Origin of the sequence: Actinopolymorpha sp. B9G3, assembly GCF_040120725.1 — a bacterium.
Lineage (GTDB): Bacteria > Actinomycetota > Actinomycetes > Propionibacteriales > Actinopolymorphaceae > Thermasporomyces.
This window is the reverse complement of the sequence record NZ_JBEEAB010000030.1, coordinates 48,579-68,733: the sequence shown is the minus strand read 5'-3', so window position 1 is coordinate 68,733 and position 20,155 is coordinate 48,579. Positions and strand designations below refer to the sequence as shown.

23 protein-coding genes are annotated in these 20,155 nt (G+C 66.8%); 8 read left to right on the top strand and 15 right to left on the bottom strand.

Features of this window, described 5'->3' with window-relative positions; genetic code table 11:
• Positions 1 to 588 precede the first annotated feature (588 nt).
• From ABNF93_RS31545 to ABNF93_RS31485, 13 genes are all read right to left on the bottom strand, one after another.
• Positions 589 to 2,007, bottom strand: coding sequence for a tyrosine-type recombinase/integrase (locus tag ABNF93_RS31545; protein ID WP_349331904.1), 1,419 nt, complete (start codon positions 2,005 to 2,007; stop codon positions 589 to 591).
• 28 nt (positions 2,008 to 2,035) lie between these two features.
• A complete protein-coding gene (locus ABNF93_RS31540; RefSeq protein WP_349331903.1) occupies positions 2,036 to 2,338 on the bottom strand; it encodes a helix-turn-helix domain-containing protein in 303 nt (100 codons plus the stop codon).
• Between the two features lie 51 nt (positions 2,339 to 2,389).
• On the bottom strand, positions 2,390 to 3,466 hold the full coding sequence (locus ABNF93_RS31535; RefSeq protein ID WP_349331902.1) for an AAA family ATPase: 1,077 nt from the start codon (positions 3,464 to 3,466) through the stop codon (positions 2,390 to 2,392).
• A gap of 169 nt (positions 3,467 to 3,635) precedes the next feature.
• On the bottom strand, positions 3,636 to 4,571 hold the full coding sequence (locus ABNF93_RS31530; RefSeq protein WP_349331901.1) for a bifunctional DNA primase/polymerase: 936 nt from the start codon (positions 4,569 to 4,571) through the stop codon (positions 3,636 to 3,638).
• 51 nt (positions 4,572 to 4,622) lie between these two features.
• Positions 4,623 to 4,922 (bottom strand): SsgA family sporulation/cell division regulator, encoded by a 300-nt coding sequence (locus ABNF93_RS31525; protein ID WP_349331900.1) that lies wholly within the window; start codon positions 4,920 to 4,922, stop codon positions 4,623 to 4,625.
• A complete protein-coding gene (locus ABNF93_RS31520) occupies positions 4,871 to 5,032 on the bottom strand; it encodes a hypothetical protein (RefSeq protein ID WP_349331899.1) in 162 nt (53 codons plus the stop codon). Before ABNF93_RS31520 ends, ABNF93_RS31525 begins: the two co-directional genes overlap by 52 nt.
• Before the next feature lie 28 nt (positions 5,033 to 5,060).
• Positions 5,061 to 5,348, bottom strand: a complete 288-nt coding sequence (locus ABNF93_RS31515) for a hypothetical protein (RefSeq protein ID WP_349331898.1) — start codon at positions 5,346 to 5,348, stop codon at positions 5,061 to 5,063.
• Positions 5,349 to 5,633: 285 nt separating this feature from the next.
• Positions 5,634 to 8,030, bottom strand: a complete 2,397-nt coding sequence (locus tag ABNF93_RS31510) for an ATP-binding protein (protein WP_349331897.1) — start codon at positions 8,028 to 8,030, stop codon at positions 5,634 to 5,636.
• Positions 8,030 to 9,097, bottom strand: coding sequence for a DUF2637 domain-containing protein (locus ABNF93_RS31505; protein WP_349331896.1), 1,068 nt, complete (start codon positions 9,095 to 9,097; stop codon positions 8,030 to 8,032). The genes ABNF93_RS31510 and ABNF93_RS31505 overlap by 1 nt, the downstream gene beginning before the upstream one ends.
• On the bottom strand, positions 9,094 to 9,459 hold the full coding sequence (locus tag ABNF93_RS31500) for a hypothetical protein (protein WP_349331895.1): 366 nt from the start codon (positions 9,457 to 9,459) through the stop codon (positions 9,094 to 9,096). The genes ABNF93_RS31505 and ABNF93_RS31500 overlap by 4 nt, the downstream gene beginning before the upstream one ends.
• On the bottom strand, positions 9,459 to 9,866 hold the full coding sequence (locus ABNF93_RS31495) for a hypothetical protein (RefSeq protein ID WP_349331894.1): 408 nt from the start codon (positions 9,864 to 9,866) through the stop codon (positions 9,459 to 9,461). Before ABNF93_RS31495 ends, ABNF93_RS31500 begins: the two co-directional genes overlap by 1 nt.
• Positions 9,863 to 10,273 (bottom strand): RRQRL motif-containing zinc-binding protein, encoded by a 411-nt coding sequence (locus tag ABNF93_RS31490; protein WP_349331893.1) that lies wholly within the window; start codon positions 10,271 to 10,273, stop codon positions 9,863 to 9,865. The genes ABNF93_RS31495 and ABNF93_RS31490 overlap by 4 nt, the downstream gene beginning before the upstream one ends.
• Positions 10,273 to 10,557 (bottom strand): DUF6284 family protein, encoded by a 285-nt coding sequence (locus ABNF93_RS31485; protein WP_349331892.1) that lies wholly within the window; start codon positions 10,555 to 10,557, stop codon positions 10,273 to 10,275. Before ABNF93_RS31485 ends, ABNF93_RS31490 begins: the two co-directional genes overlap by 1 nt.
• Positions 10,558 to 10,775: 218 nt before the next feature.
• Between ABNF93_RS31485 and ABNF93_RS31480 the strand changes: the two genes are divergently transcribed.
• The 4 genes from ABNF93_RS31480 to ABNF93_RS31465 all read left to right on the top strand — a co-directional run bounded on the left by ABNF93_RS31480 (position 10,776) and on the right by ABNF93_RS31465 (position 14,180).
• Complete coding sequence (locus tag ABNF93_RS31480; RefSeq protein WP_349331891.1) at positions 10,776 to 11,504, top strand: GntR family transcriptional regulator; 729 nt, start codon at positions 10,776 to 10,778, stop codon at positions 11,502 to 11,504.
• The gene (locus ABNF93_RS31475; protein WP_349331890.1) at positions 11,501 to 12,016 is read left to right on the top strand and encodes a GNAT family N-acetyltransferase; all 516 of its coding nucleotides are present in this window, start codon (positions 11,501 to 11,503) and stop codon (positions 12,014 to 12,016) included. Before ABNF93_RS31480 ends, ABNF93_RS31475 begins: the two co-directional genes overlap by 4 nt.
• Before the next feature lie 862 nt (positions 12,017 to 12,878).
• Positions 12,879 to 13,559, top strand: coding sequence for a hypothetical protein (locus ABNF93_RS31470; RefSeq protein WP_349331889.1), 681 nt, complete (start codon positions 12,879 to 12,881; stop codon positions 13,557 to 13,559).
• Positions 13,560 to 13,901: 342 nt separating this feature from the next.
• A complete protein-coding gene (locus ABNF93_RS31465) occupies positions 13,902 to 14,180 on the top strand; it encodes a hypothetical protein (protein WP_349331888.1) in 279 nt (92 codons plus the stop codon).
• A gap of 3 nt (positions 14,181 to 14,183) precedes the next feature.
• On the opposite strand, the gene ABNF93_RS31460 is transcribed toward ABNF93_RS31465, so the two are convergent.
• The gene (locus ABNF93_RS31460; protein ID WP_349331887.1) at positions 14,184 to 14,558 is read right to left on the bottom strand and encodes a hypothetical protein; all 375 of its coding nucleotides are present in this window, start codon (positions 14,556 to 14,558) and stop codon (positions 14,184 to 14,186) included.
• 223 nt (positions 14,559 to 14,781) lie between these two features.
• Here ABNF93_RS31460 and ABNF93_RS31455 point away from each other — a divergent pair, with 223 nt between their 5' ends.
• From ABNF93_RS31455 to ABNF93_RS31445, 3 genes are all read left to right on the top strand, one after another.
• A complete protein-coding gene (locus ABNF93_RS31455) occupies positions 14,782 to 15,324 on the top strand; it encodes a nucleotidyltransferase domain-containing protein (RefSeq protein WP_349331886.1) in 543 nt (180 codons plus the stop codon).
• Between the two features lie 593 nt (positions 15,325 to 15,917).
• Positions 15,918 to 16,532, top strand: a complete 615-nt coding sequence (locus tag ABNF93_RS31450; RefSeq protein WP_349331885.1) for an HAD family hydrolase — start codon at positions 15,918 to 15,920, stop codon at positions 16,530 to 16,532.
• Positions 16,533 to 17,988: 1,456 nt separating this feature from the next.
• A complete protein-coding gene (locus tag ABNF93_RS31445) occupies positions 17,989 to 18,492 on the top strand; it encodes a GNAT family N-acetyltransferase (RefSeq protein ID WP_349331884.1) in 504 nt (167 codons plus the stop codon).
• A 223-nt stretch (positions 18,493 to 18,715) separates the two neighbouring features.
• Here ABNF93_RS31445 and ABNF93_RS31440 read toward each other — a convergent pair whose 3' ends face one another.
• A complete protein-coding gene (locus tag ABNF93_RS31440) occupies positions 18,716 to 18,901 on the bottom strand; it encodes a hypothetical protein (protein WP_349331883.1) in 186 nt (61 codons plus the stop codon).
• Between the two features lie 149 nt (positions 18,902 to 19,050).
• Here ABNF93_RS31440 and ABNF93_RS31435 point away from each other — a divergent pair, with 149 nt between their 5' ends.
• Positions 19,051 to 20,091: an MASE1 domain-containing protein gene (locus ABNF93_RS31435; protein ID WP_349331882.1), complete on the top strand. Its 1,041-nt coding sequence runs from the start codon at positions 19,051 to 19,053 to the stop codon at positions 20,089 to 20,091.
• Positions 20,092 to 20,155: the final 64 nt, after the last annotated feature.

The window sequence follows — 20,155 nt, the reverse complement described above, 5'->3', positions numbered from 1 at the left end:
CGATGGAAGTTCACCAGAAACGACCTCGATGATCTACTCGCCAGAGTCGACCAACATCAAGCAGCCGAGACCGTCCCCGCCGAAGCAGCCTGAACAACCCCTCGGCGAACTTACGAGCTCGACCACTAAGGCAGGAGATATCCCTACGAGCCGGCGATACGACAGCGCCGGGCCACCCACGGGCCATTAGACCGGGCGAGTACGGGTTACCCCAGGCCACTCCAGGCACCGAAACCTCGCGTGCGCTGAACCAGTCCGGGCACGTTTCCACATCTTCCAAGCTGGCACTCCCCCGGATGACGACCTGACCCCAGTCTGACCCCAACGACCTCCACCTTGGGGTCAGGTCGAGCACGCGGAGTCGCCACGCACAAGCGTGATCAAGGCGGCCGAGATCACTCCGCCCGGTTCCTCTTAATCCGCTGCTCGTCGGTTGGCTGGTCGTGCCATCCGCGTGCCATTACAGGAGGCGAAGCAGGGGTCAGCCAGGACACTCCAGGCCACTCGCTCCGGCCGAATGGGCCGCTGAGACAGCCCGATTCGTACGATTCCCAAGCTGACAGTTCCCGGACCGCATGGCCAAGCCCTTCAGCACGCTCGTCGATCGGCGAGAAGCGCGTCCAAGCTGGCTACAGCCGAGTGGGGTGCGATCCTCGCTCGCTCTTCGAGCGACTCTGCCCACAGCGCCTGCAGTGCGTCGACCAACCCGGTTCGCATGCGTGTGCTGATGTGGCTGTAGACGCCACGCATGCCGGGTACCTCGTGTCCCATCCGCTCGGATTGGAGGACGTAGGACGTGCCAACCTCGTCCATCCATGTTTGGTGACCGTGCCGTAGACCGTGCGGTGAAAGCCCGGGCAGCAAGGGCAGCCACGATGCGAGTCGAGTGTCCTCGGTGATACGTGGGCGTCCCCGCCCGGCTGGTGGCTGGTACTCGGCAACACCAGGTGTTGCGGCTGGCCAGGGCGGGAAGGGCTTGCCTGGCCAGTGCCCGGCGACGTTAACGAGGACCGGCATTCTCGCTCGTTGGCTGCCTCCCCTCCTCCCGGGGTACCAGCCGTCAGCCACCGGCCGCATGACGCGCTCGCTGTAGTTGGACCGGCGGAAATGACCTCGCTGCGGTCCGAGGAACACGTAGTCGGATCCAGCGCACCAGTCGACGTCATCGTTTTCGTCGGCCTGTACTCGGCACGTGCACGTCTGGCCCGGCGTCGATTCGAGATGTCCGGCGAGCAGTTCACCGAGGAACGGTGGCAGGTCGGCCGTACGCATCGAGCCGTCCTTAGGTCGTCCGCGATAGAACCGGCCGTTCAGCTCGTACAGCTTCCAGTGGATATCGAGTGCGCCACCATGGATGCAGTCCGGCGGAAGGCCGAGAACCTCGCTCCATCGCATTCCCGTGTAGGCCAGCGTCAAGATCATCACGAAGTCGGTTTCAGACCGGGAGAGAACTGCTGCCCGTTCGGCAACGAGGAGTGCTTGAAGTGGCGTTGCCCATGCCTTGCGCTGCTTTTCGATTCGTGCGATGCGTCGTTGGCCCTTCCGTCCTTTTCCGCGTCGCCGTGCTGCCGGGTTGGCTTGGATGTAGCGAGGGATCGCGTCGGCCAGAACGGTGGTGAGCGTGGAGCGCGCGTCGTGTGCAGTTCGGCGGGAGAGTCCACTTGCGACAAGTTTTCTTTCCCAGATCGCGATCTCCTCTGCCGTAAGTGACATGAGCGCACGATCGCCGAATACGGGCAGGATGTGGACCTCGATCATGTATCGGTAGTTGTTCATCGTCGTTGGTTCCAAGTCGAGCGCGGGGAACCAGAGATTTACCCAATCGGTCAACGTTATGCGGCCAGCTCGCGCGTCAATGTAGGTGTCATTCCGAATCGCTGCCTCCTGGTCATTGGCGTGAGCCTCTGCAGCTTTCCGCGTCGCGAAGCCTGACTTGGACTCCAGCGTTCCACCTGGGGCGCGCCAACGTGCACGCCACAGGTTCCCGCGCTTTTCTGCGTAAGCCATTCGTTCGCCTCCGATTCAGACGTAGGGACTATGCGACGAGCCGTTGCTGTCGCGGCCGGGGTCGTAGTGGTGCGGTTCCTGTCGTCGTACCCGTGGGGGTGACGCGCCGGGGCCGGGACGATGGGCTTGGCGTCGGGCTGGACTCGGAGCAGGGAGAGGACTCGAAGATGCGCACGATCTGGGCCAGGTGTTCGGCGGTGAAGCGGTAGCAGCCCCCGAGCAGGGTGAAGGGAATCCTGCGGGCGGCGGCTTGACGCTCCAGCCAGCTCTGACTGACGCGTAGGACCTTGGCCGCTTCCTCGGCCGTGTAGAGCGTGGGTACCGCGTCCATTCCGGCTCCTCCCGTGAGGTGTGACTTGCGGGTCTGGTGTCACAGCGGGTGTCACTCGTGTTCTCCCTGGTCAGGCGGGGTTGGGTGACGGAGTGACAGCTGTGACAGTTGCTCGGTGTCGGTGCTGTCACTCGTGCTGGCTGGGTGGTAGGCGCCGCCGGGGAGTGCGTGGAGTTGGTCGTCTTTGGCCATGCGGGAGCAGGTCTGGCGGACGGTGTTGGCGTTGAGGCCGGTGGCTTCGGCGATGGTCTTGGGCGTGGCGCCGGGGTTCTGGCGGATGTAGCGCAGGATCGATGCTCGGGTTTGGTGGACGGTGTGTTCTTCGGGCGGCCCGTCGAGGAGGTGCCAGGCACCGGAGGCTTCGTGGAGGGCGAGGGCGTAGTCGCTTTCGGTGATGTCGCGGCCGGTGACGTGCAGGATTCCGTCTGCGCTGCCTCGGGGGCGTTTGAGGACGAGGGTGGCGTCGGCGGCCCCGGCAAGGCCGTTGGTGCCGGAGACCTCGGAGAGGAAGTCTTCGGCGGCGGCTTTGCGGGTGTGGTGGACCAGGACGACGGCGACGCCGTAGTGGTCGGCGACTCGTTTGATGCGGGCGATGGCGGCGTAGTCGGCTTCGTAGGCGGACATGCCGGGGATGGGGCGGCCACGGACCTTCGCGAAGGTGTCGATGATCACGAGCCGGGCTTGGGGGTGGTCGTCGAGCCAGTCGGCGATCTGGACGTCGCCGCCTTCGGGGAGTGCTGGCCAGGTGATGTCGAGGCGTAGTCGTCGTGGCGGCCGCTGGCCGCCGAGGAGTTTGATGGTGCGGTCTTGGAGGCGTCGGCCGGTGTCTTCGAGTGCGAGGTAGAGGACGTCACCTTCTTCCACGGGGATGCTGTCGAAGGCCTTGCCTCCGGAGGCGACGGCGAGGGCCCAGCCGAGGCCGAGCCAGGACTTGCGGACCTTGGGCGGTCCGGCGAGCAGGGAGACTCCTTCGGCGATCAGCCCGGGGATGGCCCAGCGAGGCTCGGGGAAGTTGACGGCGAGCAGCTCGTCGGCGGTCCACCGAGTCCGACGCTCCTTTGGTGGCGAGGCTGGCCGGCGCTGTGTCCGGCCGTGGGGAACGATGCGCAGGGGGGTGGGTTCGGTCATGCTGTCTGCCTCCACAGGCCGAGTTGTGGGGTCTGCTGCCCGGCGAGGGCCGCACGGTCGTGGCCGCACGGGCAGTCGCACGAGGTCGGTGATCCGTCGCCGTTGCGGAAGTCGCGTGGGCACCGGTGGTGGCTCGCCGCGCCGGCCGGTGCGAGGCACCATCCGGACTTCATGCGGCCACGCTCCGGGGGCGCTTGGCGCCGTCGGTGAGGCCGGATGCGATCGTGCGGTCTACTTCGCGGGGGCGTAGTCCGGCATCGAGCGCGGCGCGGGTGAGAGCGGTCCGCACGGTGTCTTCGTCCAGGGCGCCGCCGGCTACCAGCTGTCCGAGCAGGCATGCCGACATGTAGAGGGCGTTGTTCCGCTGGCCCTCGCCGGCGGTGGCGATGTGGCGGAGCTGCCGGTTGATCGCGGCGGTCAGGTAGCGGCCGTGCCGGTCCGGTGCCAGCTGGATGTGTATCGGGCGTTGTGGGGGCAGGGGGCGGGGTGTGAGGCGTTCGGCGAGCCACCCGGGCAGCGGTGCGGGGTCGACGTCGCGTACGACGACGTACGGGCCGTTGGGGAGCCTGGTGCCGGGGGCGGCGACGTAGCCGCCGTGGGCGCGGGTGTCGATCTTCCAGCCGAGGGAGCCGGTCGTGCCTCCGGTGGTGTTCCGAAGCAGCGTGCCGTCGGGATGCCGGTAGTAGAGGTGGGTTCCGCCGGACGGCGTAGCGACGGTGTAGGTGTCGAGCGGCAGCGGCTCGCCGGCCTGTTCGCACAGCACGGCCAGGACGTCGTGCCCGTCGACGACGCCGGGCAGCTGCCAGTCCTGGGGTGGCTGGTCGTCGGGCTTGGGGACGTCCAGGTCGATGGCGACCAGGCCGGACGGTCCGGTGGCGATCCCGACCCCGTATGCCCGGCGCGCCCAGCCACGGCGGATCCGGTCAGGGTCGGTGGTCGCGCGGGGTTCCCAGCCGGTGTGCCCGTCACGGCAGCGGGGATCCCGCTGGGTGCAGCGGTCCTCGGTGTGGTCGGGGAACGCCGGCCACTTCGTGCAAGGGCGTAGCGGGAAGACGTGCCAGCCACGTGCGGCGGCTGACAGGGCTGCTTCGGCTCGGGCGGTCACGGTGTGCTCCTCCAGGAATCGGGGGCCGGGCGGTGGTGTGGGTACGGGCTGTTAAAGGAGTGATTCGAGGAACCGGTCGAGGTCGACGTAGCTGGCTTCGGTGCCGGGTGGGACGAGGGCGTTGGTTCGGTCGAGGAAGCCGGCCAGCTGGCGGGCGGCCATGTGGACGGTGGCTGCCTCGCCGGGTGGTCGGAGCGTGATCGCGACCATCGGGGCAGCGGGTTCGATGCGGACGTCACCTTCGCCGCATGACCACCGCAGCCCTTCCCAGAGCAGGTCCCGGCTGACGACCCACCGCGCTACCCCGTGTCGATGCCGGGTGGGAGGTGGAAGGTGAGGGTGAGTGCCCACGGGTCGGCTGGGGTGTATTCGAGGTCGAGGGTCAGGGTCGGGCGGTCGGGGTGGCTGACCATGACCGCGGTGAGGGTGGTCGTCACTGGGCCGGGGTTCGGGTGCGTCATGGGGGTGGTCTCCTCTGCGGGTGTTGGGCTATCGGCGGCGGCCGGTGTGGAGGAGGCGTACGCCGAGTCGGAGTTTGCGGCCGGTGCCTTTGCAGTGGTGGCAGTCGCCGAATGCTCGGCGGTAGACCTCGCCGTAGTCGCGGCCGCGGCCTCGGCACCAGCCGCAGCGGACGTAGGGGTGGATCGCGAGGGAGATGCGGTAGCCGACGGTGGCGAGTAGGCCAGCGCCGGCGAGGAGGAGTACGCCTTCGGCGGTGATCTCGGTCGTCTTGGCGAGGAGCTGGTCGGTGAGTTGGGCGGTGGTGGCCGGGTCCATCAGTCGCCTTTCGTGGTGACGTTGTGTAGCCGGATGTGGGTAGGGGGTGCCGTGGCGAGGACCCGGATCGGGTGTCGCCTTGGTGTGGTGGTGCGGGTTAGTTCGGCGGGTTAGGTCGCCGGGATCGAGTTAGGTTCCTAACTTCGGGGGTTAGCCAGCGGGGCTGACCTGCTGACCTGGGCAGAGTTAGGGAGTTAGCCGAGTGAGGTCCGGCCCGGCCGGCCGGTCTGGAGGGCCGAAACTGGTGTCCGTGGGGACCTGGCACGGACCTCACTCGCGTGGCTGTCAGGTGTCGTCGTCGACGTCCGGCCCGGTCGTGTCCCGTCTCACCTGGGCGTCACGGATCGTGACGGGATCGACGGGGTACCGGTTGCCGGTGGTCGGGACTTTGATGCCGTACTCACTGGCGAGCAGCTGCCGGAGCGTCTTGCCGTTGAGCCGGCGGTACGGCATCCAGCCGGGTGCGTGTTTGGCCAGCAGTGCCGGCACGTCGGCGGCAGGGACGGGCTCGTCCCCGAGGACGGCGGCCAGGTCGTCGAGCAGGTCCCGCGATTCCGGCAGCTGGCGCACCCGGTCGTTGCCGGGGACGTTGCCGCGGGCTTCGATCGCGGCCAGCGCCCGGTTGATGATGGGTGTGATCTGGTCGTTGTCGCGGTCGACGTCGATGTAGTAGACCTGCGCAACCTGGGACCGTTCCCCGTTGAACCCCTTGACCACGGCGGTGCCGCGGTCGGTGCCGGGGATCAGCTCGGTGGCCCGGTGGCCGGCCTTGTAGGCGCCCTGGCCGAGCAGGGCGTCGTTGGTTACGTGGTCCCCAACGGCGAACGCGATCCCGTTCGAGCAGTTCCGGGTCACATCCCGCGGCATGGAGTCCCTGGTCGGCGCCTGCGTGGACACGATCAGGTGGATCGCACGCTTGCGACCGAGGCGCACGATGTCGACCAGCAGCTTCGCGATGTCCTTGCCGTGCACGGGGTGACCGATAGCGACGTGGGCCTCTTCCACCAGCCCGAACACCGGATGCAGACCGACGTCCTTGTTCGCGAGCTCGCGGGTCACGGCCGGGGTTTCGTAGCGGACCAGCAACTCGCCCCGGGTCTGGATCTCGGCGTACCGCTCGCGCAGATCCTCGGCGATCTGGGCGATGCGTTCGTCTTCAGCGCCCATCACGTACCGGGAGCAGCGTGGCTTGAAGGCCTCGAAGTCGAAGTTGGTGTCCGGCACCCAGATCCGCAGCTCAGCCGTTGGGTCCAGCGCCGCGCCGGCCATGATCGCCCGGGCGGCAGAGGACTTGCCCTGGCCGGGCATGCCACCGGTGAGGGTGTTGCGTTCGATCACCGGCGCCAGGATCGGATCCCCTCGCAGCGTCTTCCCGAACGGCACCCCCTTGAACACATCCACCAACCCGTCCTCGAGGAGCGGGTACGGGCCGGCGCCTTCCTGCAGCGCGCCCTTGTCGGCGATCCACAGATCCAAGATCCCCGCCTCGGCACCGGTCGAGGGCCACACCTCCGTGGCAAGCCGGTGCAGCCCGGTCGCCAACGCCGCACGTCGCTGGGCGATCGCATCGGCCGGGACGCCGGCGGGCAGCCGGATCACCGCGTGCGTGCCGCGGCCGTCGGTCCGGCACGGGGTGATGTACTGCAGCGGCAACCCGTCCTTCAAATACGCGGTGATCTGTGGGATCCGCAGCGCCTGCAGAGCCCTGGCGATCGTCGTCTCGTCAATCAGGGTGTCCACGTTGGCGTCCGCGGTGGTCTGCAGCCAGATCGGCAGCTGTCCGCGGCGGCGTCCTTCTCGCCATGCGGCGAGGAGGATCAGCCAGGGCAGGGCCATGATGAACGGGGTCCACGCGAACGCGACCGCCGTGATCGTCCAGCGGATGGCGTCCATCACCCCGGTGATGACGTCGACGAAGGCGCCTTTGCCGGACAGCTGCACGAACACCCCGATGACCAGGACCAGGACGACGAGGGCGGCCAGGGCACCGACGGTGGTGCGGGCGATGCCGTACATCAGTTGCGGCAGGTCCATCAGTCGCTTGTGGCGGGCTGCGGTGACCCGTTCCTTCCGTTCGGTCCACTCCGCGAGCAGTTCCTGGTTCCCGACCGCTTCGGCGGCCTTGATCTGACGCCGGTACACGCCGAGAGTGGAGGCATCCCATGCCCGGACCACCCAGGACTGCAGGCCCTGCACGAGGGTCAGGCTGTGCCGCAACGTCGCCTTCCCTGCCTTGCGAGGGTGCTCGGACTCCTTGACCACCTTCGCGACCTGCACCGAGCCGGCCGCCATGCGGCGGGCGACCTCCCGAGGAACCTGCCGGCCAAGCCGGCGGTCCAGCGCCTTTGACTGCTCCTCCGACAGGACCGCGCCGGTGATCGCGTCGTCCGGCACCAGCTCAGTGCCCGCCTGACCGCCGTGCTTCGAGGACCGCTGTTCCGGGACGTCATCGAGCCGACGGACACCGTTCGGACGCAGCGGCACCACCGTCCCGCCACCGTTCACCGGCCGGTCGTCGGCGCCGTTCAGGGAGTGGTCGTCCGCGTTCGTGGTGTCCTCGGGTGCGTCGTTCGTGGCCGGGTCCGCCGGACCGTTCGCCGGCTTTCCGTCCGGGGCGTTCATGAACCCTCCAGAGTTGTGTTCGCCGATGTGCCGATTGGGGTGTTCGTCGTGGGTGGTCATCAGCCGGCCTCCCGTCCGTTCTCAGCGGTGCGGTTACCGGCAGCGGCGGGCGTGCCCACCTCGGTCCTCAAGGCGTCGGCGACGGCCTTGCTCGTGCCGCGGGCGCAGTCGGTCACTGACCGGACCCATGCCGGGGTGACCTCGATCCCCGGCGTCCATACCGCTCGTGCGTCGGCCACGTAGTCGGCCAGCAGCTTCCGCGCCGGCTTCCTGGTGGTCTTGCGTCCTGCCGGCTTACGGCCTGCCCTAGCCGGCCGCTGCCGACGCGCGGCGGTCGGCTCGTCCCGCACGGGCGCCTCAGCCGCGGTGACCTGCTCGTGCTGGGCGGTCGGGGCAAGCTCGCCGAGCCGGTACAGGGCACGCGCCCGGCGGGGTGCCTTCCACCGCCACGAGACGCTGCCATAGGTGTCCTGCAGCCGGGTTTTGGCCAGGAGCCGGTCCCGTTCCCGGGCCAGGGCGTCGGGGTAGGACCGGACCTCCCACAGCACCATCCGTCGCCACAACCCCAACGTCGGCACCGGTGCCAACAGCCAGCGGGACACCCGGATCCGGTCCATCCGCTTCTTGGTCGACGTGAGTCGGGCATGGGTCCGGATGGCGTGGGTGGCGACCTCGACCGCGACCACCCACAGCGCCGGGAGCACGGCGTGGCCGACCCTGCCGAACCAGGTGTCCTCGTCGGCGATGTTGAGGTAGATCGTCACCCCGACCAGCGACCAAGGCACCAGCCGAAGCCACGCGGGGCGCATGTTCAGCTTCGCCAGCACCAGGTCCAGGCCGGTGAACACCGCGATCCCGAGGTCGATCCCGACCGGCACCGTCCATGCCAGCCAGCCGAACATCGGCTCCGCAGCGTGCTTGACCGCCTGGTAGGAGTTCACCAGGCCAATCACCCCGAGCAGCAGCGTCAGCACCCCCGTGCCGATGGCGGCACGCCGCCACCACGTGCTCAACGCCTGGAGGTCAGACCCGGCACGGTTGCCGTTGTGTGGTGTGTCCTTGGCCGGTGTCCACACCGGGAGCCGTGCTACCGACCCGGCACCGTCGTACGTCGTCGTTGTGGTCATGGCTGGTCCTCCGTCTCTGCCTCGGCGGTGTCCCTCGCGTTCCACTCGGCCACGGCGTCGCGACAGTCGCCGTGGTCGTGCTCGTGCCACTCCGGCATGCCGTAGAACTTCGAGTAGGCGCACCGGTCCGGGTCCGCACCCTCTGGAACGGGGTCCGAGGTGGGTGCTGGTGCGCTGTCGATCAGCGCGATCAGGTCCCGTGCGGCCGCCAGCTGCGTGCGGGCCTCGGTGAGGCTGTCGGCGTCGTAGGCGTGCTCGATGCAGCTGGCGAGGTAGCCGAAGGCGAAGGCGTAGACGTTGCCGCCGTTGTGTCGGGTCTGTCGCAGCGCGTCTTCCAGCCGGTTGCGGTTGTGATCGGTCATCAGGCGGCCCTCCCGCCCCGGATCAGCCGAAGCCGCGGACGACCAGCCGAAGCGCCTTGTACCGCCGGCCCTTCGTCCGTCGACCCCGCGCTGGCGCCAGGTTCGCTGTCGGTGTTGGTGCAGGTGATGTGCTCGGCGCCCCTGTGCGACTTAGTCGCCCCCGCGGCGGCCGCGGTGGCCGTGCCGCAGGTGGAGTTGCGGACCGCGGTGCGTACCGCGACCACGAGGATCACGCCCACCACGACCAGACCGGTGCCGGCGATGACGGTCATCGCCGTCTTGCCCAGGCCGGTCAGCAGCTCGCCGAGCAGCCACACCGCGCCGCCGACCGCGCCGACCAGGGCGGCGAGCCAGAACCAGCCGGCTGCCTCGCCTGCCGGGCAGTGCTCGTGACAGATGCGGCTCATGCTGCGACCTCCTCTTCGGACGTCCAGAAGCAGTTCCAGCAGGTGCCGGTCGACGTCGGCACGCAGTAGCCGACGTCCTCGCCGCACTCGCGGCAGGTCCGGCGTGCTGCCATCGCCTTGGCCAGCGCCGCACGCTGAGCAGGTGTCGGGACTCGCTTGGGCTTGGCCAGATCGAGCCGATACAGCGCTGCCCACGCCCGGTCCGCTCGCCAGACCAGCAGCGCGTACGGCGGCTGACCTCCCGGGCACAGCCCCTGCTCGCGAAGCTGCCGGCGAGTCGCCAGACCGGTCGGCGCCTGACGGAACCTGAACGCCGGCTGACCATCGAGCCACCGGGCAAGGACCTTCCGGCCGTCCCACAACGTGCACCAGTTGTACTCACGATGTCGACGCGCCGAGCGACCCATCAGGCCACCCCCGCCACGTCATCGCCGTCACGTGACGCCAGGCCACGCCGCGCCGCGAGGACCCGACGCTCGGCCCGACGGGTACGCCGCCGGTCCAGCTCCGACCCGAGCCGCGCCACCTGCAGCGCCCTGATCTGCTCATCCAGAGCTGCCAGCTCCGCTTCGATCAGCGGCCACTCAGCCTCGATCGCAGCAAGCTCGTCGTCCGTTGGCTCCCGGTCATCAGCCGGGGGCTCCTCGTCCAGGTCGTACCAACCCGAAGGTTGGAGAGAGATGATGGACATGAACCGTTGTTCCTCTCGTCTGGTACGCGGTTTGATCCCGGGCCCCGTGGGTGTGCCAGCACCTGCGGGGCCCTTCCTGTCTGCTCCGGTCTTCTGCATGCCTCTGTCTCCCGGTAGCCTGCTGCGACTGTCCGTCTCGTTCGCCTTGTTCGAACAAGTCGGACAGTGACATGTTCGAACAAGGCGGATAAGCTTGTCAAGTACGAAAGGGAGGAAAAATGCCCACGGAGCACAAACACGAGCGAGTCGCCCGACTCCTACGGGAGTCACTAGGTCCGCCGGGGTCGGCGCTGCCCAGTGAGGCCGAGCTCGTGGAGAAGTTCGAGGTCGGGCGCGGAACCATCAGGCAAGCTCTCGCGACCCTTGAGTACGAGGGCCTGATCACCAGTAGTCAGGGCAACCGGCGGACCGTGCGGGATGGTCGCCGCTGGGAATGGCCCATGAGCGAGTGGGAGCGCGCACACTCCAACGACGGCGACGCGTGGGCGAACACGATCAGGGCCCAGGGCGGCGAGCCGAAGAACGAGATGCGGATCACCACCATCGAGGCCCCCGCCGAAGTGGCCAAGGCTCTCCAGATCCCGGAGGGAACCCCGATCCAGGCGCGGTATCGAGTCCGCAGCGTCGACGGGATACCCCACCAGCTGAGCGAGTCCTACTTCCCGCCCTTCGTCACCGACGACAACGACCTGTTCTGGGACCCGCGGGACGTCGGCGTACAAGGCGGACTGCTCGCCGCCACCGGCCACAAGCAAGCTCGCTGGTACGACACGATCACGTCCCGGATGCCCACCGCGGACGAGTCGCAACAGCTCCGCATGGCACTGGGGACCCCTCTGCTCGTGCATACCCGAACGGGCTTCGATGCCGAAGACCGGCCCGTGCGTTACCTGGTGACGCGGATGGCCGCAGACCAGGTTGAGGTCTCGTACAACCTGGAGGCATGATGCTGGTCAAGCTCGACCAGACGCACCGCGAGCTGGTCCACCGGATACGACGGCACGCCGAAGAGTGGCTCTCGGACAAGGGCACCGATCAGTACCGGCGCGGGGTCGATCCCGACGCGGTGCGCTGCAGCATCGACCACCAGGTCGACACCGGCGCATTCGTCGGGTGGTGCGTGGACGGCGAGGTCGTCGCCGTCGTGGCGCTGATCGAGCCTGACACCGAACTCTGGACACCAGAGGAAGTCAAGGAGCCGCAGACCTACATCAGCCGCCTCCTCGTGGCGGAGAACCACCACGGGAAGGGTCACGGAGCCGCCCTGCTGGGTGCCGTTGCCGTGCAAGTCCGGGGGAGGGGAGACCGCTGGATCCGGCTCAACTGCTGGACCACCAACACCCGGCTCCACGCCTACTACGAGGCTCACGGATTCGAGCACGTCCGCACCGTCGACATCCCAGGGCGGATGAGCGGCGCACTCTTCCAGCGATCCGTCGTGGTGCACCTGCCCGATTGACGAAGCAATCCGCGCGGTTCCTGCGTTGCTTGGAGCATGTCGAACGCCGGCGCCCAGCTCATGCGCTGTCGACCACCGCCTCTTGTCCCTCGGGCGTGTTGCTGCCACAGTTCCGCTATGTGGGAGGAGAGGTGGATCCCAGCCCTCGTCTTGGCCGCGGTTCTAGTGGCGTTGGTCGGGGCGATCCGGCGGATCCTTCGGGGCCAGAGGTTGGACGCGGCGTCCGGCCTTCTCGTCGTCCTGGGCGCCTGCCTCATCCTGCTTACTACGGCATCGCATAGTGCCTGGCTCCACTGGCTGAGTCTGGCTCTCGTCGCCGCCGGGTTAGGCATGTGGCTTGCCCAAGCTGTTTGGCATTTCAGGAGTCAAGCCCAGTCGGATAGATCACCGCGTGATCAGTACTGACGCGAACCGTGCGGACTACTCTCAGCTTGGGAATCGTACGAATCTGGCTGTTTCAGCGTCTCATTCCGCCGGAGCGAGTGGCCTGGAGTGGCCTGGCTTACTCCTGCTTCGCCTCCCGTAATGGCACGTGAATGGCACGGCCAGCCAGGGACGACCAGCGGATTAAGAGGACCGGGCGGAGTGATCTCGGCCGCCTTGATCACGCTTACGCGTCGCGATTCGGCGTGCTCGACCTCTGGCCCCAAGGTGGAGGTCGTTGGGGTCAGGCTGGGGTCAGGTCGTCGCCCGGGGGAGTGCCAGCTTGGAAGATGTCGAAACTCCCAGAGCTCTTGCTGCCCTCAGGCGAAGATCGGCGGCCAGGAGCGGCCTGGGATGACCCGCTCTCACCTGACCTAATGGCCCCGCTAATGGCCCGTGTGCGGCTGGTGTCGTGATGCGGACGCCTATCCTGGCGCCTGTGGATACGTCTGCGCCGCATGAGTCGCCGGAGATCGACTGGTCCAGGCAGAGCCTGCTGTTCGGCGCCGACCTCGACGTGCGTAGTGCGGCGGCCATGGTGGGAGAACGCCTGGAGATCGATCTGCTGGAGCGTACGAGCGAGTCGTTCGGTGTCGGCTTCCACGGAGACGACGCCACTGGGGGCGCCGTGAGCGTCAGTGAGAATCGTAGTCCGGTTGGCGTTGAGCGTCTGGACAATGTTGAGTCGGAGCGCCCGGCGGAGCCCACAGCGGTCTACGTCCACTCCACTGGCATGGCCGATGCCATCGTCCTCGCCCTCACCGGGCCACCGTTCCGCCTGCACTCTCAAGACGCACACCCGTCCGTCGAAACTCAGTTGGCGCACGCGGCGTGGCGGCGTCTCCTGCCTCAGCTGCGTGCTCAGGGCTGGGAAGTGGAGCTGACCTGTGCGACGGCGCCGGTCCAGTTGGAGGGCCGTGTGCCCACCGGTGAGACGTTCTACTACCGCTGCCGTTGGCAGACATGTTCCCTGGACATGTGCGTCTCCGGCGACAGCCCTGACTGGGAGGGTGAGGTGGATGTCGACGGAGGCGAGTTCGCCGCTAGCTGGCTCGAACCCGACGAGGCAGTTCGAATCCTCCTGCAGCTGCACGCACAGTGGCGCTCTGAGACCAGCTAGCTCTCATTCGGTTCCCCGCTGCAGTCCCTGGCTGGTCGCGGACACGCTCGACCAACAGTCCGTGCGGGACAGGCTAGCCAGGCGCAGTGAAGGAGTCCCTCGCGCCTGCCGGTGACCTTCCACAGGGTCGCGGCAACGGTCTACAGTTCTGGCGACACGCGGTTTAGGAGCCCATCGTCACTTGTCCAGATCAGTCCAGGCTTGCCCGTTCGTGCTGTAGCAGAGCCGCTGACGACTCCCGATTGCCCAGGCCAGTCCGGAGCCGTCCAGCTGCCTATTGCACGCAGGTTGCACGCAGGCCCAACGCTCGCCAGCCGACTTAGTGGTGGAATCCTTGCCCTCGTGACGCACTACTTCCGTCGCCGATGGGAAGAGCCGCGCGGTGACGAACACGACGACTGGGGGCACTCGGACTGGTACTTCGAAGTTGGCGATGACGGCTGGGTGAGCCGCCAGGTCGAGTCCTACGATCGTGGACCGATTCTTCGGTACGACCTCGAGCACCAGGAGGATGAGTACGGCGGCCTGTCCGTAGTGCCCTTGGACATAGACGAGTTCGAGCCGTTCGAGATACCACGCGAGGCATTCGAAGCCGTCTGGCGGAAGATGGGTGTCGGTTGACTGTCAGGCGTGGTCGTCCAGCCAGCGACTGATGGAGGGTGCCTGCTGCATGCGTCGAACGGCGTCGGTCTTCTGGGCGAGGGTGAGGGTCTCAGGCTGTTGGGCGAATGTGGTTGGTAGGACGTCCAAGAGGCTGAGGACATGCATGTCATCGTTCATGGTGAGGAGCGCCTCACAACGCCACTGCGGGGAGACGTCGGGTCGGTGCTTAAGGATGTGTACCAAGGCCGGCGACAGGTAGTGGATTGCGTCGGGAGCCAGGTGCCGACGCAATTGTTCGGGCGGCAAGCATTGGCTGAACCCGAGGTCTACGGCCTTGCCCTCCAATTCGAGCAGGCATGCGCTGTTTACGCCAAGGACTGTGCGCGGCAGATCCATGACTGTTGATCAACTCCCTCCGGTCGGTTCGGCTACACCACGACCATCAGATCCGTAGAGGCAGGCAACCCGAACGCGACCTGCTCGTCCGCGCTCCGGCGGTCTTCGACCAGGTGCTCACCGTCGTCCGGCGTTGCAGGTCGTTGGGGTCACGCTGGGGTCAGGCCTGTCCGCAGCGCACCGGGCCCACGAGCGGGTGGGCTTCGGTCCTATGCTCGCCCGCATGCTGGTCGAACCGGTCACGCTTGATTGGGGTCCGGAAACATGGGATGCGTGGGACCCTCCGACGATCGCGAAGCTGCTCGAGGGGTTGTCGGCGCGATGGTTCGTCGTGGGCGGCTGGGCTCTCGATCTGTTCCGGGGCCGGCAGACCCGCGACCACGAGGACCTGGAGATCGCGACACCGATGTGGGACTTCGACCTCATCCGCGAGCGGCTGTCGGCCTACGAATTCTTCGTAGCCGGTCAGGAGGGCTTCTGGCCGGTCGAGGGTGCCGGTGGTGCGTTCTTCCAGTACCAGCAGACCATGGTCCGCGATCCATCGACCGGCAAGTGGCGCGTCGACGTGATGCGGATCCCCGATGACAGAACGCACTGGTACTGCTCGAAGGACCGCAACATTCGCCTGCCCTACGCCGAGGCCATCGCCCGCACCCCCCGACGGCATCCCGTACCTACGTCCGGAGCTGGTGCTGCTGTACAAGGGCCTGGAGACTCGACCAAAGGACGAGGCGGACTTCGAGGCGACGGTGCCCTTCCTTACTGACGACGGTCGGAGCTGGCTGGCACAGGCCTTCACCGACGCCCGCGGCGACAGCCATCCATGGATCACCGCTCTCGCCTGACCTGGCCCCCTCGCCGTCCCCACAAACAGCCCCAGCTTGGAAGATGTCGAAACGGCCTGGCTCTGACCGCCATCTCGCGGAGATCGGTGGCCTTGAGCGGCCTGCAGTACCCCTGCTTCGCCCGCCGTAATGGCACGTGGATGGCACGTCGGCGGCCGGACGACACACGGGTTAGGAATGGGTTTGCTCAGTAGCTGGCGAGCGGGTTCTGACCTGCGGGAACGTGGTGCTTGTCGGATGGTTGTCGCGCTTCATCCCACGCATATCCCACGTACTCAGCTTGGGAGCTGTCGCGGGTCCCACTCGACTGACCAGACCCAGCGGGGCCCGTTGCCCGCGAGTGTCCCTGTACGGTCGAGGCGGGTAGCAGCAGTTAGCACGCCGATTTCCTGGTTCGTAGGCCCGCGCGCGTGGCCGCGTATCGTGCTTGGCAGCTCAGGCAATGCCCCTTGACGACGGCCCTTCTAGAGTGTGCATGGCTACGGTGAACGTCGACGATCTGTAAGAATGCGGCATGGTCGTGCATGCGGTGATCTTTGACATCGGTGGCGTTCTGGAACGCACCGAAGAAGTGCACGTCTTTCTCGACCCGTGGCGGGAACGGCTGGGCATGACCGACGACGCGTTCACCGCGGCCCTTACCGCGGCCGACCCTGACAACGGCATGGGTACCGGTGGCATGAGCCTCGACCAGTGGCGCAACAGGTGCACCGAAGAGCTGGGACTCTCGTCTGAGCAGGCCGATGCGTTCGTGGCTGACATGTGGGACTGGTACTGCGGCGAGCTGGACGAGGAGTTGCTGGCATACGCCGCGAGCCTTCGGCCGCGATACCAGACCGCGATCATCAGCAACTCAGGCAGCGGTGCTCGCGAAGTGGAAGAGGCCCGTTACGGGTTCTCGACGTACTTTGACCCGATCATCTACTCGCACGAGGTCGGCCTGCTCAAGCCTGATCCGCGAATCTACGCCCTGGCCTGTGACCGGCTCGGCCTTGTGCCAGAGGAGATGGTGTTCCTCGACGACTCACAGGTCTGCGTCGATGGGGCACGGGCGTTCGGGATGCACGGCGTACTCCACGAGTCCACTGCGACGTCCATCCGGGCGATCGACGCCCTGCTTGCGGGTTGAGGCGAACCTGTCTCCGGTTCGACGAGCACTAGCTCGGAAGATGTGCGCGCACGGTGTGCAGCCGCGCGGGCGATGCCGACGATATGACCGCTGTTGAGCCCTGATCGCCGAGAAGTGGCCGCGACGTGGCACGCATGTCGCATGCCCGCTGACCTCCTTCGGTGAACGATCCCGAACGGGTAGCGGATTAGACGCCCGATGCGGCACCGCACTCGGCCGACGGTCCGGGGAAGGCAACCACTCTCCCCGTCGTCCTCGCAACTAGCCAGATTGAAGGCCGGAGCGGAGGCGGTCAATGGTCGGCGAAGCCGATCACGACGTGACGCCGGAGGCGCCATTGAGGGCTGGAGCGGAGGCCGGAGACTGGTATGCGAGGAAGACGGGCCGGTCACCTCACAGCGATGTCCAGCCAGCGGCTACGAGATGCTCCCGTCTGTCCGCCCGGCGAGCCCGAGGACGGCGCCCGGCGCCGCCCGCAAGGGCGGTAGCCGGGTGGTGCGCCGCGTCAGCGGCGCCTTGACCCTTCAAGAGCCCGAATCAGCAGGGCGGGATTCGTCCGTCTGTCCCGGCGGTACCGGATGCACCTACGGGTGACAGGGGGATGCCGTCACTGTCACACCTGTCACTCTGTCACTCGAACGGCTGTGACCTGCGGAAATGCGAGTGACAGGGGAGTGACAGGCCTCAGGTTCATGTCCTTCCCACACTCTCTCTGAGTCACTGCGTCACTCTGAGCCGCCGTGGAGATGGCTGAAACATTTGGTTGTTGGCGTACGAAGGTGGGCGGAGGCAAGCAAGCGCCCCCAATGTTTCAGCCGGGTTGTCTCAGCCGCCGTCGCGCGAGAGATTGCGTCTGACAAGTCGTCCGCGAGCGGCCCAACGAGCTGCCAAACGCGTGCAGGAGCGTGGACTGTGGTGGACGATGACGGACGCCCGCCGGGCGTTGTGAGCGCCCCGCCCGCAGGCTCGCCGCCGACTCGTAGTGCGTGGGTCGTGGGAGCGAAAGTGGGAGCCGCTTGGGAGCGGCAGGCGTCGTCATGTGTGGTTAGGAGTGGTCCAGCCATGTGCCTGACCAGCAGCGATGGTTGCGAGCTGGTCGATGACCGGAGCGCGAGCTTTGTTCGCATCGAGGGGGTCAGGGGTTCAAATCCCCTCAGCTCCACTTTTGTGGCCTGGAAGCGGCAAGCCGCTCGTCTGCGAAAGTTGCAGGTGAGCGGCTGTTTTGCTGTTCGCCGGATGTCCGGATGGATACGGCAGCGACCGGACTTGAACGCCTACCTGTTTCCCCATGCGTTCCGACGGCGAGCCGGATGTCGTGGCTCTGCTATTTCCGGCTCTACAAGGGTCATGGCGCCGCTGACGGGGCGCACCGCCCGGCTACCGCCCTTGCGGGCGGCCGTCCTCGGGTCTCCGGGCGGCACCTGAAGGAGCCGAATCTTCTCGATAGGCTCAGCCGATGCCCGAGCTGCCAGGCGAGCTGGTCTCGCTGCGCACCCTTGAGGTGGCCGATGTCCCGCGGCTCCGCGAACTTCGCCCACGCGGCTGGTCGCCCGGTGACGACTGGCCCCTCGAAGGGTCAGCGGCGACTCGCTACACGATCTTGCTCGACAGATCCATCGTCGGCTTCATCCAGTCCAATGAGGACTCAGATCCGGAGTACCGGCACGCCAGCATCGACATCTTCGTCGGTTCGCCCTATCACGGTCAGGGCATTGGTACCGATGCCGTTCGCACGCTTGCCGTCCATCTCGTCCGTGACCTGGGACATCATCGAGTTGTCATCGACCCACGCGCGGACAATGCAGCAGCCATCCGGTGCTACCGCAAGGTCGGCTTCAAGCCGGTCGGCGTGATGCGTCGCTATGAACGCAACCTCGAAACGGGCGAGTGGAACGATGCGCTCCTCATGGACTTGCTCGCCGAAGAACTCGACACCTCTCGAGCCGCTCGGCGGGATTGAACGCTGAGCTGAACCCTTGGCGCGGTCGACCTTATGGTCGAGCCCTGACCTCAACCCTTACTGGGGCCTTGCCAAAATCCCGCCGGGAAAGCCGGTCAATGGCCGGACGTGCACAGGAAGAGCGGGTGACCGCCCTGCGGGCACGCCGAAGGAGACATCCTCGACTGCGGTGAGTTCGCGCCAAAGGTCTTGGCGGCGGCACGGAAGCTCACAACCGCCGTCTTCATGAGCGGTCAGTGCGCCGGTTGTTGACGTTGATGTTGTACGCGCAGAGGAACAGCATGACGACGGACCCGGCAATCACGACCCACCGCGTGGCGCCGCCGACAATAGCGGCGACGGGCATCAGCAGCAGGGCGATTCCGAGCAGGATGAGCGCGGTCCTCTTGTTGGAGAGTGACTGGGGCATGAGAGGGAGCTCCGACGGGCGTGCAACTGGCGTTATGTAAGCAGCTCAATCTGGCTGGCCCACGCTTTCCGGGTCGCGGCCGGCGTCCACCACCCCGGGATGGTGGGGTGGCGGTGGCTCAGGTTGGAGCTTGGCCGTAGCTTTGCAAGATGGGTTCAGCCTGGACTCATCGTGATCAGCTAAGTGCTGGTGGGGTGATCGGGCTGCGGATCCTCGGGGTCGCACTCGCGTACTACCTCGCGGCCGTGGTCGGGCTGCTGCTGAGCGCACCATTCGGTGATCCTGTCCGCTCGCTGTGGATTCCGGCGGGTGTCGCGTTGGTGTGCCTTTTGACACTTGGTCTCCGCACCTGGACATGGCCCGGAATCGCTATTGGTTCCCTGGCGGCCACTCTGCCTCTTCTGCCGCCAGCTGCTGCCCTGCTGATCACTTTGGGGAACACACTCGCGCCGGTCTGCGCCTACGTCCTGCTCCGATCGGTTGATTTCAGGAAGGAACTCGATCGACTCCGAGACACACTCGCCCTCGTTCTTATCGCCGCATTCGGTGCGATGACGATCAGCGCGACACTCGGCGCGGTTGCGATAACGTTCCTGACCGTGGGGGAACCAGCCGGCTTCCTGGCCGTCTGGGCCGTCTGGTGGTCCAGCGACGTATTGGGCGTGTTGGTCGTAACTCCCTTCCTGCTCGTCCTGCTTCGAGTTCGGGGGGCGTTCGGCGCTGGCTGGGTGAGGTGGCTGGAGATGGCGCTTCTCCTTCTCGTGACGTTCACCGTCAGCATGGCTGCGACGAGAAGCTTCGGCCTGCTCTTCCTGGCGTTTCCCCTCGTGATCTGGGCAGCATGGCGCTTCCAGTTGCCGGGCGTCGCGCCATGCAACCTCATCGTTTCCGGCATAGCGATCGACGCAGCCGGACATGGATACGGCCTCTTCGCCGGACGTCCGCTGCTGGCCAACATCATGATCCTGCAGGTGTTCGACGGGACTGTCGTCCTGTCCGGCCTCTTCCTCGCTGTTGTCATCACCGCGTGGCGGAAGTCCCGCGCGGAGATCGAACAGGCGGTGGCCACGCTGACCGACGCCCTTGCCCGTCTGCAGGACAGCATGCTCCCCGGACAGAAGTACCTGTCGATGATGCGGGACATTCCCCACGAACCTGAGGTGAGAAAGCAGAACCCGGACGACGACTAGCCTCCGCCTTGCGCCGCCTGGCGGTGGTCACTGTTGTCGGCGAGCCACGTCCGAGGCCGGTGTC

What these genes read in the sequence shown, in the direction of transcription:
- ABNF93_RS31545 (WP_349331904.1), bottom strand. Translation starts at nt 2,007, where the DNA reads ATGGCTTACGCAGAAAAGCGCGGGAACCTGTGGCGTGCACGTTGGCGC.
- ABNF93_RS31540 (WP_349331903.1), bottom strand. Translation starts at nt 2,338, where the DNA reads ATGGACGCGGTACCCACGCTCTACACGGCCGAGGAAGCGGCCAAGGTC.
- ABNF93_RS31535 (WP_349331902.1), bottom strand. Translation starts at nt 3,466, where the DNA reads ATGACCGAACCCACCCCCCTGCGCATCGTTCCCCACGGCCGGACACAG.
- ABNF93_RS31520 (WP_349331899.1), bottom strand. Translation starts at nt 5,032, where the DNA reads ATGACGCACCCGAACCCCGGCCCAGTGACGACCACCCTCACCGCGGTC.
- ABNF93_RS31515 (WP_349331898.1), bottom strand. Translation starts at nt 5,348, where the DNA reads ATGGACCCGGCCACCACCGCCCAACTCACCGACCAGCTCCTCGCCAAG.
- ABNF93_RS31510 (WP_349331897.1), bottom strand. Translation starts at nt 8,030, where the DNA reads ATGACCACCCACGACGAACACCCCAATCGGCACATCGGCGAACACAAC.
- ABNF93_RS31505 (WP_349331896.1), bottom strand. Translation starts at nt 9,097, where the DNA reads ATGACCACAACGACGACGTACGACGGTGCCGGGTCGGTAGCACGGCTC.
- ABNF93_RS31500 (WP_349331895.1), bottom strand. Translation starts at nt 9,459, where the DNA reads ATGACCGATCACAACCGCAACCGGCTGGAAGACGCGCTGCGACAGACC.
- ABNF93_RS31495 (WP_349331894.1), bottom strand. Translation starts at nt 9,866, where the DNA reads ATGAGCCGCATCTGTCACGAGCACTGCCCGGCAGGCGAGGCAGCCGGC.
- ABNF93_RS31490 (WP_349331893.1), bottom strand. Translation starts at nt 10,273, where the DNA reads ATGGGTCGCTCGGCGCGTCGACATCGTGAGTACAACTGGTGCACGTTG.
- ABNF93_RS31485 (WP_349331892.1), bottom strand. Translation starts at nt 10,557, where the DNA reads ATGTCCATCATCTCTCTCCAACCTTCGGGTTGGTACGACCTGGACGAG.
- ABNF93_RS31480 (WP_349331891.1), top strand. Translation starts at nt 10,776, where the DNA reads ATGCCCACGGAGCACAAACACGAGCGAGTCGCCCGACTCCTACGGGAG.
- ABNF93_RS31475 (WP_349331890.1), top strand. Translation starts at nt 11,501, where the DNA reads ATGATGCTGGTCAAGCTCGACCAGACGCACCGCGAGCTGGTCCACCGG.
- ABNF93_RS31460 (WP_349331887.1), bottom strand. Translation starts at nt 14,558, where the DNA reads ATGGATCTGCCGCGCACAGTCCTTGGCGTAAACAGCGCATGCCTGCTC.
- ABNF93_RS31455 (WP_349331886.1), top strand. Translation starts at nt 14,782, where the DNA reads ATGCTGGTCGAACCGGTCACGCTTGATTGGGGTCCGGAAACATGGGAT.
- ABNF93_RS31450 (WP_349331885.1), top strand. Translation starts at nt 15,918, where the DNA reads ATGGTCGTGCATGCGGTGATCTTTGACATCGGTGGCGTTCTGGAACGC.
- ABNF93_RS31445 (WP_349331884.1), top strand. Translation starts at nt 17,989, where the DNA reads ATGCCCGAGCTGCCAGGCGAGCTGGTCTCGCTGCGCACCCTTGAGGTG.
- ABNF93_RS31440 (WP_349331883.1), bottom strand. Translation starts at nt 18,901, where the DNA reads ATGCCCCAGTCACTCTCCAACAAGAGGACCGCGCTCATCCTGCTCGGA.
- ABNF93_RS31435 (WP_349331882.1), top strand. Translation starts at nt 19,051, where the DNA reads ATGGGTTCAGCCTGGACTCATCGTGATCAGCTAAGTGCTGGTGGGGTG.